We start from the raw sequence: 16,061 nt of genomic DNA on the forward strand, positions 1-16,061 counted from the left end.
GATGCATCCTAACGGGCCATGCCCGCGATGCGCTTTTTGCCTCTCCTCTAAAGATAGCAGAAACTGCCGCCGGGAGAAAATCCACCGGAACGAACCGGCCGGGACCCGCTTAGGACTGCCTTTTTCTAGGAAATCATGACCTGAATGTCCAGCTCCCCGATTCCGTCCATGACAAGAGGGATGCTGAGCGCTTTTTGCGGAAGAATCGACGTAACATGCTCGCTTTTGACCACCTTCGGCGGCGTAATGTCGACGCTGACGCCTTGATTGGACAAAATGGTGCTCGCGTTGCCGCTGATCATGTTGCCAAGCTCGGAAATGGCGCTTTGCCCCATCTCGTCCATTTCCGTCAGCACGTAGCCTCCCATCATGACGGAAACCATGCGTAGCGCCACGCGCTCATGGATGCCGAACATGATGTTTCCGTTCAACTGTCCGGTCATTCCGATTTGAATCCATATATGGTCCTGAATAAACTCGACCGTCTTGACCCCCAGGTTTCCCGTCGAAGGGGATACCTGTATCACCTGCTCAATGACAAGCCGCGCGGATTCCAGAAAAGGATTAATAACCTCCGCTTTCATTAATGTTTAACACCCCTTCCAGATAGATGACAGCACTACGCTCCAAAAGTCCCATTCCCGTTTGAACCAATTATACGTGAAACCCCTTCACAAATCTCGAAAAATTCATATCCGGTTTAATAACTAGGGTATAATTACCCTTATGATTAATCCCTTTTTCCTATTTAAGAATTGTAAGAGGCCGAATCCTGATATGTATATCGGTCCTTTAGGCATAATTTTGAAGGCCTTGGCGAATTTTGTAGATGCATTTTTTCCTTCCCCGGCAGGCCCTGCTTTCCGGGCAAAGCCCGAAGCCATAAGCCGAGCGGCATTGCCGTCACTTTCCGAATCCCATATAATTAAAGGATATACATTGGGTCGAGGCTCAGTTAAGGTGAGGATTTGCAAAATCCTGAGGGTACAAATAAGAGTCTAAGGAGGAACTGCATGAACATCAGTCAACTGGAGACACTGATTACCATCTCGAAGACGATGAGTTTCCGCAAAGCCGGAGAACTGCTCAATTTGACCCAGCCTGCGGTATCCGCCCAAATCAAAAGCTTGGAGGACGAGTTCAAAACCGTTCTGGTCGACCGGAATCAGCCGGTAACCCTTACCGACCGGGGGCAAGTGTTCCTTGAACATGCCGAGCGGATTTTGGCCGTCGTGGAGGAGTTGAAACAGCGGCTGTCCGATCTGGATCAGATCCCGCAGGGACATATCGTGCTGGGCACGACGACCTCCATCGCGATCCAAATCCTGCCCCGGGTGCTTTCCTATTTTCAGAACCAGTTCCCGCTGATCAAAACGTCGATCCAGTCCATGGCCTCCTCCCAAATTTATACGAGCGTGGAAAACGGCCAGATCGATGTCGGCATCGGATACTTGATTGAACGCAATCCCAATTTGATTACATCCGTGCTTTATTACGACACTTTCGAGCTGATCGTGTCCCCGAGGCATCCCCTTGCCCGCAAAACGACGGTATCGATGGACGTTCTTCGGGATACGCCGCTGATCCTGCTGTCCCAGGATACGGTCGGCAGAAAGTTCAGCGACGACATATTCAAAAAACACGGCATCGTCCCCAACGTGGTCATGGAGCTGTCCAGCAGCGAGGAAATCAAACGGATGGTCGAAATCGACCTTGGCGCGGCCATCATGTCCAAACAATCGGTCGCAAGCGAGCTCCGCCACGGCACCCTCAAAATCATCCCGCTCAGGGAGCTCGAGGTCAGCCATCCCGTCGGCGTGATCTATAAATCCGGAAAATATTTGAACTCCGCCATGCAGCAGTTTTTAAGCGATCTCAAAGGCATGCCGGAAACCCAGTTCATCAGCTCCGAATAAATTCGGGCATCTATTATAGCGAAGGGAGACTGCAGGATGAAATTCGATCTTCATACCCACCATTTCCGCTGCGGCCATGCGGACGGCACGATCCGCGATTACGTCGAAGCCGCCATTTCCGCCGGGCTGCAGGCCATCGGCATTTCCGATCACACCCCTTATTTCGGGGAAAAAGCGGAGCAGGCTTTTCCGGGAATCGCCATGGGGAAATCCGAAATCGCCAACTACGTCGAAGAAGTGCTGGAGCTGAAAAAAGAATACGCGGGCAAAATCGACGTGCTGCTCGGCATCGAATCCGACTATTTTCCCGAGCATTTCGAAACCTACCGCAAAGTGCTGTCCAATTACCCGTTCGACTACATCATCGGGTCGGTGCACAACGTGGGGGGCGTCAGCATTTTCAATAAAAACCGGTGGAAAAAGCTAAGCGATCAGCAACAAATCGAAGTCAAGGAAGACTATTACCGGCTGATCCAGGATTCGGCGCGAAGCGGCCTCTTTCAATTTTTGGGCCACATCGACGCCATGAAAGGAAATTATCCCGCTTTTTCCGATATTCCCGCCGAACGGATGTTGGACGAAACGCTGCAGGTCATCGCGGAAAACGGGGTAGCGATCGAAATCAACACTTCCGGCAAAACGAAGCTGAGCGGGGGGTGGTACCCTTCCGACGCGATTCTGGAGCGCGCCTTGCATTTCGGCGTCGACGTGACGTTCGGCTCGGACGCGCACAAACCTTCCCGGGTGGGCGACGAGCTGAACCAAGTGGCCGCGCGGCTGAAGGAAATCGGCTTCAAAGAATGGGTGTATTTCAAAAACAAGCAAAAGATCAGCGTGCCGCTGTAATCTGCTGCTTTCTAACGCAAAAAAAATGGACCCGTCACGAGCGGGTCCTCAAAACATCATTTATATTTTCAAAAAGGGGGTCATGCAATAAGTGTACCCCGTCTCTGTTAGAGACGCATAACAGCAATATTTCATTTATGTTACAAAACCATTCCCCCGTTGCAAGCTTCCGTTACAGGCTTCTTTCGCCCCCTTTTTTAACGATCCGCTTCTGATTCCCTGCTTGACCGGAACGGTTCACGATCACGATGCCGGCAACGACCAGGCCAAGCGACAGCCCGATCCAGGCCGACACGCGTTCATCCAGCAGCACTGCCGACAGCAGGACGCCGAAAACCGGAATCAGGAACAGGTATAAGGATACTTTGCCGACCGCGTTATATTTCATGACCGTGTTCCACAGCGCAAACCCTGCGGCGGAAAGCACGGACAGGTAGATCAGGAGCAGCCACCCTTTGGCGTCAAAAGAAAACGGCGCGATGCCGCTTCGGACGGCCCCTACGGCGAGAAGCCCCAGGCCGCCGGCGAGCATCTGCTTTCCCGTCAGCGCCATGACGGATTCGCTCACGCTTTCCTTGCGGAAAAGCACGTTCCCGAATCCGCCGAAAGCGGCCGATGCCAAGAGCAGGACGGCGCCGATGCCGAAATGGAACTGCACGCCCTGCTGCGCAAACCCCATGACCAGAATGCCGAGAAATCCGAGCAGCAGCCCCATCCATTTCGCCGGGTTCAACCCTTCCGACTTGTCCAGAAGCCGTGCCGACAAAATTTGAAACAGCGAGGTGGAGCCCACCAAAATGGAGCCTTCGATGCCGGAACTGTAGCTGAGCCCCGCGTACAACACGAGGTACTGCAAAAAGGTCTGGATGAAACCGAGCCGTGCGAGGCGGGGCATGGAAAGCGGCTTGCGCCCCGGACTTCGGGTCTGTCCCGTCAGCATGGCCAGAAGGATCAAAATCAACCCCGCCAGCGCAAACCGGTAGCCTGCAAACACCCATTCCCCGAACACGTCCTTGGAATCGATATGAAAATGCCCATAGCTGATCTTGATGACCGGCAGCGCGCTGCCCCACAACAGGGTTGCCCCCGCAGAGCTGATCAAAATGCCTGCCGGATGTTTAAACCATGTTTCTGCCTTCACTTTGCTGTGCTGAATCTCCCTTCAAATCCTTACCGTCGCTTGTCATGCCCTTGTCCTGAAGGGCCTGGTATTGCAGGTTCGTAAGGCTGTAAATTTTCATCTCGAGCGGTGCCGCAAAAAACATCCTTTTATGGGAGAACGTACGCTCCAGCACCATCCCGTTTTTTTGCATGACGCGTTCCGAAGCGGTGTTGACCGCATGGCACCGCCCTTCTACCCGATGCAGCCGCAGCCCGGCAAAAACATACTGCAGCAGCACGCCTACCGCTTCGGTCGCCAATCCCTGCTGCCAAAACTTCCGGTCGAGCATGTAGCCGATCATGGCGTCCTTTTGCTCCTGCCTCCAGTTTTGCAGCGACACGACCCCGACGGGAACGTTCGTCCCCGGAATCCAAATGCCGTAATGCATCGAATCCGGACGGCTGTCGTTCAATAGCTCCGCGGCCACGCGGCGCGACCGCCCGAAGCTGAACAGCGATCCTTGCGTGACGTATTTCATGACCTGCGGATCGGAGAGGATGCCAAGCAAAGCGGGGGCATCCTTTTTCTCGACCTGCCGGAGCGCCAGGCGCTCCCCCGTCAATTCGGGCGAAAACCGAAACTTTTCCGCGAACATCCGCTTCCTCTCCTTTGCATCGCTACATGATTCAGGCGTTTCCCGACCTCAGCGTCATCATGGTCAGCTCCGGCGTGCACAGGAATCGTATCGGCAAATGGGTTTCGCCGATGCCGCGGTTGACGTAAAGCGGCATTGCCCGCTCCCCGACCGCGTAGGCTCCCATCACGTAACGTCTTGCTCCCGGCGGCGTGAGCATCGCTCCGATGAGCGGAACCCGGACCTGTCCTCCATGGCTGTGTCCGGATATTTGCATGTCGAACGGGTACGCGGCCGCCGTGTCCGCGTAATCCGGCTCATGCATCATCAGCAGCGTAAACAGGCCGTCGGGAACGCCGCCAAGCCCCTTTGCGGGGTCCGGGAAACCCTTTAACCCGTCATCCAGGCCCACGATGGCGATCGCCTCTCCTCGCCGCTCCACAAGGGCGCTTCCGTTTCTCAAGACTTGAAAGCCTGCGACCTTCAGCATGTCGGCGACCAAATCCGGGCGGGTCATGTAATCATGGTTGCCGAGGATCGCAAACTTGCCGAGCGTCCCGTTCATGGAAGCCAGCAGCGGAAGATACTCGCGCAAAGCGTCCGCCTCCGAATCTACCGCATCCCCGGTAAAAAGGACCAGATCGGGCGTTTCGCTTCCGATCGCTTCGGCCAGCCTGGCAATCACGCTTTTCCTGGAGTAGAAACCCAGATGGAGGTCGCTGAAATGCGCAATCCGAATCCCGTCAAATGCGGCCGGAAGCCTGGGGCAGCGGAAGGACGGGCGGACGATGTCCAGCTGCACGGGCTCCCAAAACGAGGCGTATCCCCCGGCCAGCATGCCGGCGCCCAACATAGCCGCCCCCGAGCGCTTCAAAAATGCCCTGCGCGTCATCCTGCCGGACTTTGGACTGTTTTTCATCGTCTGGCCGCTCCCTGTATAATAATGATAAGAAAAGCGTCTTTTTACGTTGATGATTCGAACCCTGAGACCGTTTCCAGAAAGAACGGCATTTGCCAAAAAACTTATCCGTTCTCCATCAATCCAAATAGATCAAAGGAAAGGGATGATTCCCTATGTCTAACGATACCATGTCAAGCCTCATTCAGAAACAAAAACATTTTTACAAAAGCGGCATAACGCGCCCCTTGGCTTATCGTTTGGAGCAGCTCAAAAAGCTGCGGGACGCGCTGACCGCAAACGAGAAAAGGATCATCGAAGCCCTGAACAACGATTTGAACAAAAGCGAGTTCGAAGCCTTTTCCACGGAGATCGGCATCGTGTACGAAGAATTGGCCTTTACGCTCAAACATCTGCGCCGCTGGATGGCGCCCAAAAGGGTCCGAACCGCATTGACGCATATCGGAAGCCGAGGCCGAATCATTCCCGAACCTTACGGTACCGCGCTGATTATAGCCCCGTGGAATTACCCGTTCCAGCTCGCCGTATCCCCGCTTATCGGGGCATTGGCGGCCGGAAACACCGCGCTGCTGAAGCCTTCGGAGCTCACCCCCGCCACGTCGGCGCTGTTGGCCGACATGCTCGGCGGCATCTACGGCGAGGAATACGTGGCCGTGGTGCAAGGCGGGCCGGATGTCAGCCAGGAGCTGCTGGCCCAGCCCGTGGACTACATCTTTTTTACCGGCAGCGTCAACGTCGGCAAAATCGTCATGCAGGCAGCCGCCGAACGGCTTATTCCGCTGACGCTCGAGCTCGGCGGCAAAAGCCCCTGCATCGTCCACGAAGATGCCGAGCTTAAGCTTGCGGCCCGTCGCATCGCTTTCGGCAAATTCACGAACGCCGGCCAGACCTGCATCGCCCCGGACTATGTGCTGGCGCACCGCAGCATCAAAAACAAGCTGATCCCGCACCTGCGGGAAGCCATCCGGGAGCTTTACGGACCCGATCCGTTATTTAACCCGTCGTATGGCCGCATCGTTTCCGAAAAACATTTCAAAAGGCTTGTATCCTTCCTGGGGAACGGCAGCATCGCCGCAGGCGGCCGGACGGATCCGGACCGGCTCCGCATCGAGCCTACGCTTCTGGATCAAGCGACATGGGATATGCCCGTCATGCAGGAGGAAATCTTCGGCCCGATTTTGCCGATACTGGAATACGACGACATCCAGGAAACCGTGGACATGATTAACGCCCGTCCCAAGCCGCTTGCTTTGTATCTGTTCACCCGGGATGCCGGGACCGAGAAGGCGGTTGTCGGCAGCGTCTCCTACGGCGGCGGCTGCGTCAACGACACGCTGATGCATATCGCCACCCCCTACCTGCCGTTCGGCGGCGTCGGCGAAAGCGGCATGGGGGCCTATCACGGGAAAGGGAGCTTCGACACCTTCACGCATTACAAAAGCGTCCTGAAGCAGACGACCCGTTTTGATATCGCCTTCCGTTACCCGTCCTCCAAAAACGGGCTCAAACTGTTGCGCAAGCTGATGAAGCCGTAAAGCCTGGACCCTCGCTACAGCTCCTCCGGCAGCTTGTCGTCGGGTCCCGGGCTAAAAATCCGCCGGAATTCGGTCAGCATCGACAAAGCGTACGCCACGGTAATGAAGCTGAAGCATATTTCCATGATGACCGCCAGCCGGGACGTGCTGTCCACGGGCGATATGTCGCCATATCCGACGGTCGCAAAGGTCGCCACGCTGAAATAGAGGAAAGAAACCAGCTGGCTGACAAGATCGCTGCCGATGTTTTCCCCGTCAAACGCGTTTTGTCCGAACAGCTTGTAAATCGACGTATAAATGATCGTAAAAAAGCACACGCACATAAGTGCGGCCGCGCTGATCCGAATCAGCAGCGTCTTCATGTAAAACTTCCTTTTTTTCAGCGCGGACTCGGCAATGCCGTTAAAAATGTACAATATGTAAAAAATGACGGAGGCAAGGCAAAACAGCAGGATTAGCGCCCGCATGCCCCCGCGTCCCGGCACGATGCTCATCAGGTCGATCAGGCCGAACAAATCCTCCAGCGACACCAGCACGTAAATGATGACGGGCGCCAGCAGCACCGCCTTGCTCGTCCATTTTTTCTCCAGCCGGTAAAAAACGGCCATCAACGCCAATAAGCCCGCGATATTCAAAAGCCACATCCACCACGTCATGATCGAACACGCTCCCGCCCGTTACGGAGTCCCGGTTGCCTTTTTGTCCTTGCGGCCCGGTACCGTAAGCCTTGGATTTATAAAAATTTCTTTAATTTGCATTACCCCCGGGCGGGCATTTCGTCACATATTTCGTCCGTGCGGCTGATCCTTGAGCGATTCCGCAGCAAAAAGCCCCTCCGCCCTGCAGTTCACTGCAGCGATGGGAGGGGCCTTACGCTTGGGCTGAACGTTATACGCTAAGCCATTTTTTGAACAAATGCTTGGTCGTCTGTTTGTTGATTTCCGCGATGGACGTCGTGAGCGGAATGCCTTTCGGACAGGAACGCACGCAGTTCTGCGAGTTGCCGCAGCCTTCGATGCCGCCGTCGTCCATCAGGGCGTCCAGCCGTTCGTCCGCGTTCATTTCGCCCGTCGGATGGGCGTTGAACAAGCGAACCTGGGAAATAGCCGCCGGCCCGATGAAGTCGGATTTGTCGTTGACGTTCGGGCAGGCTTCGAGGCAAACGCCGCAGGTCATGCACTTGGACAGCTCGTATGCCCATTGGCGTTTTTTCTCGGCCATGCGCGGTCCGGGACCCAGATCGTACGTGCCGTCGATCGGAATCCACGCTTTGACGCGTTTCAAAGCGTTGAACATCCGGCTGCGGTCGATGACCAGGTCGCGAACGACCGGGAAGGTCCGCATCGGCTGCACGCGGATCGGCTGCTCCAGCTTATCGACCAGCGCCGCGCACGCCTGTCGCGGCTTGCCGTTGATCACCATGGAGCAGGCGCCGCAAACCTCTTCGAGGCAGTTGGATTCCCAGCATACCGGGGCGACTTTTTCGCCTTTGGCATTCTGAGGGTTGCGCTGAATTTCCATCAGCGCGCTGATTACGTTCATCCCCGGGCGATAAGGAAGCTCGAATTCCTCGGCGTACGGCGCCGATTCCGGGCTGTCCTGACGGGTAATGATAAACTTCACTTTTTTGGTAGAAGCAGTTTGTTCCGCCATGTCAAATCCCCCTTCTTACTTGTCTTTGGAATAGTCGCGAATCCGCGGCGGGATGAGCGACACGTCGACCGCCTCATAGGAAATTTCCGGACCGTCCGGCGTCCAGGCCGCCTTGGTCGTTTTCAGGAACTCCTCGTCGTTGCGGTCCGGGAATTCCGGCTTGTAGTGCGCGCCGCGGCTTTCGTTGCGCAGCAGCGCTCCCAGCGTCATCGCTTCGGCCAGCTCAAGCATGTTCCACAGCTGGCGGGTAAAGGATGCCCCCGGATTGTTCCAGCGCGATTTATCGTTGATGTTGATGTTTTTGTAGCGTTCTTTCAATTCCTTGATTTTGCCGATCGTTTTTTCCAGCTTGTCGTTGTAGCGAACCACCGTCATGTTGGCGGTCATCCATTCGCCCAGTTCTTTATGCAGCACATAGGCGTTTTCGTTTCCGTCCATCTTGAGGATGTTTTCGTATTTGTCTTCCTGCTTCTTTTTGTACTGGTCGAAGACGGTCGAGGATACGTCCGCCGCGGACTTTTTCAAGCCTTTGATATATTCGACCGCTTTTGGTCCTGCCACCATGCCGCCGAAAATCGCGGATACGAGCGAATTCGCTCCGAGGCGGTTGGCGCCGTGGTATTGGTATTCGCATTCCCCGGCCGCAAACAGGCCCGGAATGTTGGTCATTTGGTTGTAGTCGACCCACATGCCGCCCATGGAATAGTGAACGGCAGGGAAAATTTTCATCGGGATTTTGCGAGGATCGTCGCCGACGAATTTTTCATAGATTTCAATGATGCCGCCGAGCTTGACGTCCAATTCCTTCGGATCTTTATGCGACAGATCGAGATAGACGGTGTTTTCGCCGTTGACCCCGAGGCCTTGGTTGACGCACACGTCGAAAATTTCCCGGGTCGCGATATCCCGCGGAACGAGGTTGCCGTACGCCGGATATTTTTCCTCCAGGAAGTACCAAGGTTTGCCGTCCTTGTAAGTCCAGATCCGGCCGCCTTCGCCGCGCGCGGATTCGGACATCAGGCGCAGCTTGTCATCCCCTGGAATGGCCGTCGGGTGAATTTGGATGAATTCGCCGTTGGCGTAATATACGCCCTGCTGGTAAACGGCGCTTGCCGCCGTCCCCGTGTTGATGACCGAGTTGGTCGTTTTGCCGAAAATGATGCCGGGACCGCCGCTGGCGAGGATCACCGCATCGGCTGCGAACGTATGGATTTCCATCGAGCGCAGGTCCTGCGCGACGATGCCGCGGCAAACGCCTTCGTCATCGATGACGGCCTGAAGGAATTCCCAGTTTTCATGCTTCGTGACCAGTCCGGCCGTCTCGTGGCGGCGAACCTGCTCATCCAGCGCGTACAGCAGCTGCTGGCCCGTCGTTGCGCCGGCATAGGCCGTACGGTGGTGCTTCGTTCCGCCGAAACGGCGGAAATCGAGCAAACCTTCAGGGGTCCGGTTGAACATGACGCCCATCCGGTCCATGAGGTGAATGATGCCCGGAGCCGCTTCGCACATCGCTTTTACCGGAGGCTGGTTGGCAAGGAAGTCCCCGCCGTAGACGGTGTCGTCAAAATGGATCCATGGCGAGTCGCCTTCGCCTTTCGTGTTGACGGCTCCGTTGATGCCGCCCTGCGCGCATACGGAGTGCGATCTTTTAACAGGGACAAGCGAAAACAGGTGAACATGGACGCCCGCTTCCGCCGCTTTGATGGTAGCCATCAAGCCGGCCAGACCGCCGCCCACGATAATGATGTTGTTTGATGCCATTTTTGCTCACTCTCCTTAACTAAGAACTGACTTTACGGTATCAAGCCAAGCGGTTGCTTCCTGGAATTCCGCGCCGCGGAACGCGATCATGGACAACACGAGCATCACGCTTACAAGGACGAACAACGTCATGCAGATGTAAGACGATACGCGCTGCGCGCGAGGCCCGACCGTGATGCCCCAGCTGACGAAGAAAGACCAGAGGCCGTTGGCGAAGTGGAACGAAGCCGATACGACGCCGATCAGGTACAGGATGAACAGTCCCGGTTGGACGAAGATGTCGTGCATCGTGCTTCCCAGCTGTTCATGGGTAATGTTGCCGAGGGCCAACTGGATGCGCGTTTCGTATACGTGCCAGATGATGTACACGAACGTGATGACACCTGTTATCCGCTGGAACAGGTAACGCCAGTTGCGCGAATACTGAAAGCGCCCGTTATTCGGCTTGGCTTGGTAGGCGATATACAAACCGAACACGCCGTGGTAAATCAGCGGCAGGTAGATCAGCCCCCACTCGAGCAACCAGAGAAGCGGAAGATCATTGATCAGCTTGACGCCGGCGTTAAAACGCGCGAGCCCTCCTTCGAATGCGCCGAAGTTCGTCAGCGCATGCTCGATGAAAAACAAGCCGAGCGGAATGACTCCAAGAAGCGAATGCAGCTTTCTGGAATAATAACCATTCATAGATTGACGTGCCCCTTTCTCACATTATAACGTTTTCAATTTTTCATTTTCCGACATTTCACGGAAGTTCGCACACGAAAGTGTGAACAACTTGTGGCACTTTTCATGTTACTCTTTTTTTTCTTATAATGGAATTGCAATATAATTATTAATCATTATAATTTAGATGCATATGTAATAAACGTTGACCCCGATTCCATGGTAAGGAAGGTGAATCCGATGTTCGAGGATTTGGACGTCTTTGCGACGATTGTCGAACAGTCCAGCCTGAACAAAGCATCCCGGATATTGAATTTGTCGCAGCCGGCCCTGTCCCGCAAAATTTCAAAGCTGGAGGACGAGCTGGGCGTCAGCCTGTTCAATCGGCGCGGCAAAAGGCTGGAGCTTACCGCTTTCGGGCAAACCGCCTACAACTTCGCATTGGAGCAGCGGCAGCAAAAGCTCAAATTCATGCAAATGATCTCCAAATACAAAGGCGACGACCAAATTTCCGTTACGCTCGGCGCCAGCCTCACCACCCTGCAGACGACCCTGCCGCCGCTCGTGACCGCGTTCATGGAAAAACACCCGACGGCCGAGCTGAAGCTGATCACGGGCAAAACGCATGAAATCGTCTCCGCCGTGCGCGACAAAAAGCTTGACGCGGGCATCGTCGCCTCTTCCATCGAGGAACCCGGGCTGCGCTGCACCGCATTGTTCGACGACCATCTGGAGCTGGTGCTTCCGAAAAGCCATCCGCTGCTCGAAAAGGATGACGTAAGCATGGACATGCTTCACGGTCTTCCTATGATCATATTCTCAACCGGAACCTGGTACCGTAAACTGACCGACGATCTTTTTCATCGCGCCGGCGTCGTGCCGGACATCCGGATGGAGATAGACTCGTTCGAAGCGATCGTCCGGCTGCTTCCGGCCTGCAAGGCCGCCGCGCTGCTGCCGAAATCGTATTTGCGGAGCCAGCTGCTCGAGGATAACGATCTCGCCACGATCCATGTCCCGGATTTGAAGGAAACGCGGCGCACGACCTCGCTCATTTATCCGGACAACGGCGGGCTCAGCGCCGGCGCCAAACGCTGGGTGGAAGAAACGAAATCGATCTTCGGCCAACTTGCCCGGCAGCATCATTCATGAAAAACAAACCTCTGTTGCACGCCAAAAAGCTGCTCTCCGCCGTCGTATCGTTACGGCCGGAAGCAGCTTTTTTGAGCGGCGAACCTCTCGTTCTATGCTTTTGCCCCGGCGGATGCGGGTTGGCCGTCAGGTGTGATTTCGAGCCCCAATTTGCGGGCGACAAGGCCGGTCGTGCTTGCCTGAAGCAAAATCGTGAGCATGATCGCCATGAACGTCATCGCCGAAATCGCCCCGGCATGCGCCACGCCCATGCCCGCGATCATGCCGGACAAAGCCGCGGGAATGACCCCCGTCTCGCGTACCCACATCATGAACAGAAGCTCGCGCCAAGTCCATTTGACCTTCCGGTCAGGCAGCGCGCAGAGCAGGACGGTAAGCGGACGGGCCACGAACATGAGCACCAGGACCGCCGCAAAGCTTGGCCAAAAATAGTCGCCGAGCGCCTGAAAATCCACCTGGCTGCCGAGCAAAATGAAAATCAGCATCCGCATCATGATGCTCGTATTGTCGGCAAAGGACCCGGTTTCCTCCAGTTTGTCGTTCATCGACAATCCCATCGTGTCCGCATTCCCCCAGACCAGCCCGGCGACAAACGTCGCCATAAATCCGCTGACGTGCAGCATGTCCCCTATTAAATAGGAAGAAAGTGCAACGACGATCATCGCGATCGTCGTATAATCCTTTAACACGCCGAGGCGGAAATGGGCGACCAAATAGGTGAGAATGATCGAAACGACCGCTCCGACGGCAATCCCGCCGACAGCCGTTTTGACGAAATCCCAAGCCATGTCCCCCGCTTGCAGCGCCTTTCCTCCCGTAACCGCCGCGAGCAGCGAAAACGTCAGTATGGAACCGGTCGCGTCGTTAAACGCCGATTCGCTTTCGACCGTTTCCCTGACCCGCTCCTTGATTTTCACCTGTTTAAAGACGGGAATGATCGAAGCCGGATCGGTCGAGGCAATGACGGCGGCCGCGAGAAACGAAACGATCCAATCGAGCCCAAACAAAAAATGCACCGCGGCGCCCACGATGCCTGTCGTAATAATGACGCCGGGGACGCTCAGCAGCGACAGGGTGATCCAAACCTTCCGCAGCCCGCCAAAGCTCAGGTTCCGGCCGCCATCGAACAGGATCAAAGCCGAGCCGGCGGTCAAAATAAACTGATTGATCAGCGAGCTGCTTTCCGCATGGATCAGGTGCAGACCTCTCCCCAGCACCATGCCGGCGATGATAAACACGGCTACGTCCGGCAAACGAAGCCAGGATGCCAGCCTTCCGGCCAACATCCCGACGGTAATGATAAAGAGCAGCAGGATTAAAATATGATGAATGATTTCGGTCGTCTGGGTTTCCACGTTAACTTACTCCCATCTAGTCTGCATTGACGGCTTCGCTTTCGAACCGGTCGATGTTGTCGTTCGCGCCGATGATCACCATAATGTCGCCGGCGCGGAGCTGATCCATTGCCGTCGGAGCGACGATCACTTTTCCCTGGCGGTGGATCGCCACGATGCTGCAACCGAATTTGGCGCGGGTGTTGATTTCGTTTAACGTTTTGCAGTCCAGTTTTTCAGGCACCTTCATTTCGACGATGCTGTATTCCTTGGACAGCTCGATGTAGTCGAGCAGGTTCGGCGTCACGAGCTGGTGGGCAACCCGGATCCCCATGTCCTTTTCCGGAAAAATGACCCGGTCGACGCCCAGCTTCTCCAGCGCGCGCCCGTGAAGCACAGAAATCGCCTTGGCCACGACCGTGCGCACGCCCAAATCCTTCAGCAAAATCGCGGCCAGGATGCTCATCTGGATATCGTCGCCGATCGCGACGATTCCGCAGTCGAAATTGCGGATTCCGAGCGATTTGAGGACTTCCTCGTCCGTGGCGTCGGCCACGACGGCATGCGTCAAATATTCGCTCATGTCGCTGACGACTTCCTCGTTTTTATCGACCCCGAGCACCTCGTATCCCAAATCGACGAGCTCGAGTGCAAGGCTGGAGCCGAAACGTCCCAGACCGATGACGACAAACTGCTGTGTTTTCATTCTCTCCTGATACTCCTTATTTAATCAATTTCTGTTTTCTTTGAAACTAGCCGATAATGATTTTGCCTTCCGGATGCCGGTACAGCTCTTTGCCTTTTTTCGGGCCGAGTGCGTAAGCCAAAGTCAGCGGCCCAAGCCGTCCCGCAAACATCGTGAGGCAGATCAATATTTTCCCGACCAGCGTCAAATGCTGCGTAAGTCCAAGCGAAAGCCCGACCGTCCCGAAAGCCGAAGTCGTTTCATACAAAATGGTCAAAAAGTTGCTGTCCTCCGTCGTCGAAAGCACCATCGACACCCCGACCACCAGAAACAACGCGAGGAAGGTGATCGTCAGCGCCTTAAAGATGCGGTCCTGCGCCAGGCGGTAGCGGTAGAGCACGATATCGTCGCGTCCGCGGATCATGGCGATGACCGCGCCGACCAGAATGGTGAAGGTGGTCGTTTTGATCCCGCCTCCGGTGGATCCCGGCGATGCGCCGATAAACATCAGGATGACCATGAAAAATTGGGACGCTTGCCGCATGCTTGCGAGATCCAGCGTGTTGGCCCCCGCGGTCCGCGGCGAAACCGATTGGAAAAACGACGCAAGAATTTTGCCGCCCCAATTCAAGGAACCGAGCGTTTTCGGGTTCGTGAATTCGAAAACGAAGATGACGATCGCCCCGACCAGAATCAGCGCCCCGGTCATGGACAGCACGATTTTCGTATGCAGCGAAAGCTTCCGTTTGTGCCGGTAATCCACCAGGTCCGACATGACGATAAATCCGATCCCGCCCGAAACGATCAAAAACATGACGACGATATTCACGAGCGGATCGTACACATACCCCGTCAGGCTGTTGAAATGGCCGAAAAGGTCGAAGCCCGCGTTGTTGAACATCGATACCCCGTGAAATATCCCGAAGTATACCGCCCGGCCGACAGGCATGTCAAAGGACCAGCGGATGGCGAACAAAACCGCTCCGCAGCCTTCGATCACGAGCGAAAAGATAAGCACCTTCCGGATCAGCCGCACGATGCCCTCCATCGTGTTCTGGTTCATCGCTTCCTGAAGGATCAGGCGGTCGCGCAGCGAAATCTTCCGCTTCAGCACGAGGGAAAACAAGGTGGCCATCGTCATGAAGCCGAGCCCCCCGACCTGAATCAGCAGCATAATAACGACTTGTCCGAAGGTGCTGAAAAACGTTCCCGTATCCTTAACAACCAAACCGGTAACGCAAGTCGCCGAAGTCGCCGTAAACAAAGCATCGATGAACCGGAGCGGCTTGCCCGTCGTGTTCGAAATCGGCAAGGTGAGGAGTATGGCTCCGATCAATATAATGCCGGCGAACCCCAATACAAGAATTTGCGGGGGAGCCAATCGAAACCACCTGATTTTTGCTGTCAACATAGTCACCTCTTTAAAAAAGTCAAAAGAAAAAAAGCATCGGAAATCCAATGCCTTTCGGTTTGGTTCCTGCTGCATAACGCCTACGAGGTTAGCTGACGGATTCGGGCATGCACAGGTTGCCCTATTCGCTATGGATAAAGCGAAATTCACCCCAAAATAATGGTTCCCCCGTTTTCATATCGAAATTCGGCGTACGGATTATTCATTTGCTTCAAAGATTATAATCCTATTCGTTTTACATCACAAAGCCATTATTCGAATGAATACGTGGGAATACGGCCCGATTGCATCGCAAATCTCATAAAAGTCTGCCTTTCTCTCGCGTTTACAATCACTTTCCACGATTTTCATCATTTTTTCACGGCCAATGGGGGAGAAAACTGGCTTTCGAGGGACATCGTATGCTATGTTTACGTTTATACTAGGTATATATCTTTAGAATCCAAACAA

At 55.0% G+C, this 16,061-nt stretch carries 15 protein-coding genes and 1 riboswitch; of the genes, 4 read left to right on the forward strand and 11 right to left on the reverse strand.

Annotated elements, in window-relative coordinates; genetic code table 11:
• Nucleotides 1–125: 125 nt before the first annotated feature.
• Complete coding sequence (locus tag NYE48_RS21225; RefSeq protein ID WP_340999880.1) at nucleotides 126–584, reverse strand: chemotaxis protein CheX; 459 nt, start codon at nucleotides 582–584, stop codon at nucleotides 126–128.
• A 429-nt stretch (nucleotides 585–1,013) separates the two neighbouring features.
• On the opposite strand from NYE48_RS21225, the gene NYE48_RS21230 reads away from it, so the two are divergent.
• Nucleotides 1,014–1,916 carry a LysR family transcriptional regulator gene (locus NYE48_RS21230; RefSeq protein WP_036710850.1) on the forward strand — a complete coding sequence of 301 codons (903 nt, stop codon included), beginning with the start codon at nucleotides 1,014–1,016 and terminating at the stop codon, nucleotides 1,914–1,916.
• Nucleotides 1,917–1,952: 36 nt separating this feature from the next.
• Nucleotides 1,953–2,762, forward strand: coding sequence for a histidinol-phosphatase (locus NYE48_RS21235; protein WP_212948157.1), 810 nt, complete (start codon nucleotides 1,953–1,955; stop codon nucleotides 2,760–2,762).
• Between the two features lie 172 nt (nucleotides 2,763–2,934).
• Here the strand turns inward: NYE48_RS21235 and NYE48_RS21240 are convergent, their stop codons facing one another.
• The 3 genes from NYE48_RS21240 to NYE48_RS21250 are packed head-to-tail and all read right to left on the reverse strand — an operon-like array spanning nucleotide 2,935 to nucleotide 5,417.
• On the reverse strand, nucleotides 2,935–3,903 hold the full coding sequence (locus tag NYE48_RS21240; protein WP_340999881.1) for a DMT family transporter: 969 nt from the start codon (nucleotides 3,901–3,903) through the stop codon (nucleotides 2,935–2,937).
• The gene (locus NYE48_RS21245) at nucleotides 3,881–4,519 is read right to left on the reverse strand and encodes a GNAT family N-acetyltransferase (RefSeq protein WP_340999882.1); all 639 of its coding nucleotides are present in this window, start codon (nucleotides 4,517–4,519) and stop codon (nucleotides 3,881–3,883) included. Before NYE48_RS21245 ends, NYE48_RS21240 begins: the two co-directional genes overlap by 23 nt.
• A gap of 31 nt (nucleotides 4,520–4,550) precedes the next feature.
• Nucleotides 4,551–5,417: a metallophosphoesterase gene (locus NYE48_RS21250; RefSeq protein WP_340999883.1), complete on the reverse strand. Its 867-nt coding sequence runs from the start codon at nucleotides 5,415–5,417 to the stop codon at nucleotides 4,551–4,553.
• Nucleotides 5,418–5,572: 155 nt separating this feature from the next.
• Here NYE48_RS21250 and NYE48_RS21255 point away from each other — a divergent pair, with 155 nt between their 5' ends.
• Nucleotides 5,573–6,952, forward strand: coding sequence for an aldehyde dehydrogenase (locus NYE48_RS21255; RefSeq protein WP_340999884.1), 1,380 nt, complete (start codon nucleotides 5,573–5,575; stop codon nucleotides 6,950–6,952).
• Nucleotides 6,953–6,966: 14 nt separating this feature from the next.
• Here the strand turns inward: NYE48_RS21255 and NYE48_RS21260 are convergent, their stop codons facing one another.
• The 4 genes from NYE48_RS21260 to NYE48_RS21275 form a co-directional block, all read right to left on the reverse strand.
• Nucleotides 6,967–7,608 (reverse strand): potassium channel family protein, encoded by a 642-nt coding sequence (locus tag NYE48_RS21260; protein WP_340999885.1) that lies wholly within the window; start codon nucleotides 7,606–7,608, stop codon nucleotides 6,967–6,969.
• Nucleotides 7,609–7,840: 232 nt separating this feature from the next.
• Entirely contained in the window at nucleotides 7,841–8,605 is a 765-nt protein-coding gene (gene sdhB / locus NYE48_RS21265; protein WP_212948168.1) for a succinate dehydrogenase iron-sulfur subunit, read from the reverse strand.
• A gap of 15 nt (nucleotides 8,606–8,620) precedes the next feature.
• Nucleotides 8,621–10,366: a succinate dehydrogenase flavoprotein subunit gene (gene sdhA, locus NYE48_RS21270; protein ID WP_212948170.1), complete on the reverse strand. Its 1,746-nt coding sequence runs from the start codon at nucleotides 10,364–10,366 to the stop codon at nucleotides 8,621–8,623.
• 15 nt (nucleotides 10,367–10,381) lie between these two features.
• Nucleotides 10,382–11,050, reverse strand: coding sequence for a succinate dehydrogenase cytochrome b558 subunit (locus tag NYE48_RS21275; RefSeq protein WP_036710857.1), 669 nt, complete (start codon nucleotides 11,048–11,050; stop codon nucleotides 10,382–10,384).
• A 219-nt stretch (nucleotides 11,051–11,269) separates the two neighbouring features.
• Here NYE48_RS21275 and NYE48_RS21280 point away from each other — a divergent pair, with 219 nt between their 5' ends.
• The gene (locus NYE48_RS21280; RefSeq protein WP_340999886.1) at nucleotides 11,270–12,181 is read left to right on the forward strand and encodes a LysR family transcriptional regulator; all 912 of its coding nucleotides are present in this window, start codon (nucleotides 11,270–11,272) and stop codon (nucleotides 12,179–12,181) included.
• A gap of 92 nt (nucleotides 12,182–12,273) precedes the next feature.
• Here NYE48_RS21280 and NYE48_RS21285 read toward each other — a convergent pair whose 3' ends face one another.
• The 3 genes from NYE48_RS21285 to NYE48_RS21295 are packed head-to-tail and all read right to left on the reverse strand — an operon-like array spanning nucleotide 12,274 to nucleotide 15,611.
• Nucleotides 12,274–13,536 (reverse strand): cation:proton antiporter, encoded by a 1,263-nt coding sequence (locus NYE48_RS21285; RefSeq protein ID WP_340999887.1) that lies wholly within the window; start codon nucleotides 13,534–13,536, stop codon nucleotides 12,274–12,276.
• Nucleotides 13,537–13,552: 16 nt separating this feature from the next.
• Nucleotides 13,553–14,221 carry a potassium channel family protein gene (locus NYE48_RS21290; RefSeq protein WP_036710861.1) on the reverse strand — a complete coding sequence of 223 codons (669 nt, stop codon included), beginning with the start codon at nucleotides 14,219–14,221 and terminating at the stop codon, nucleotides 13,553–13,555.
• A 46-nt stretch (nucleotides 14,222–14,267) separates the two neighbouring features.
• Nucleotides 14,268–15,611 carry a TrkH family potassium uptake protein gene (locus NYE48_RS21295; protein WP_036710862.1) on the reverse strand — a complete coding sequence of 448 codons (1,344 nt, stop codon included), beginning with the start codon at nucleotides 15,609–15,611 and terminating at the stop codon, nucleotides 14,268–14,270.
• Between the two features lie 62 nt (nucleotides 15,612–15,673).
• Nucleotides 15,674–15,813: riboswitch (cyclic di-AMP (ydaO/yuaA leader) on the reverse strand.
• Between the last annotated feature and the right edge of the window lie 248 nt (nucleotides 15,814–16,061).

The sequence above is a fragment of the Paenibacillus sp. FSL M7-1455 genome, from assembly GCF_038004655.1.
Taxonomy (GTDB): Bacteria; Bacillota; Bacilli; order Paenibacillales; family Paenibacillaceae; genus Paenibacillus_AQ; species Paenibacillus_AQ cookii.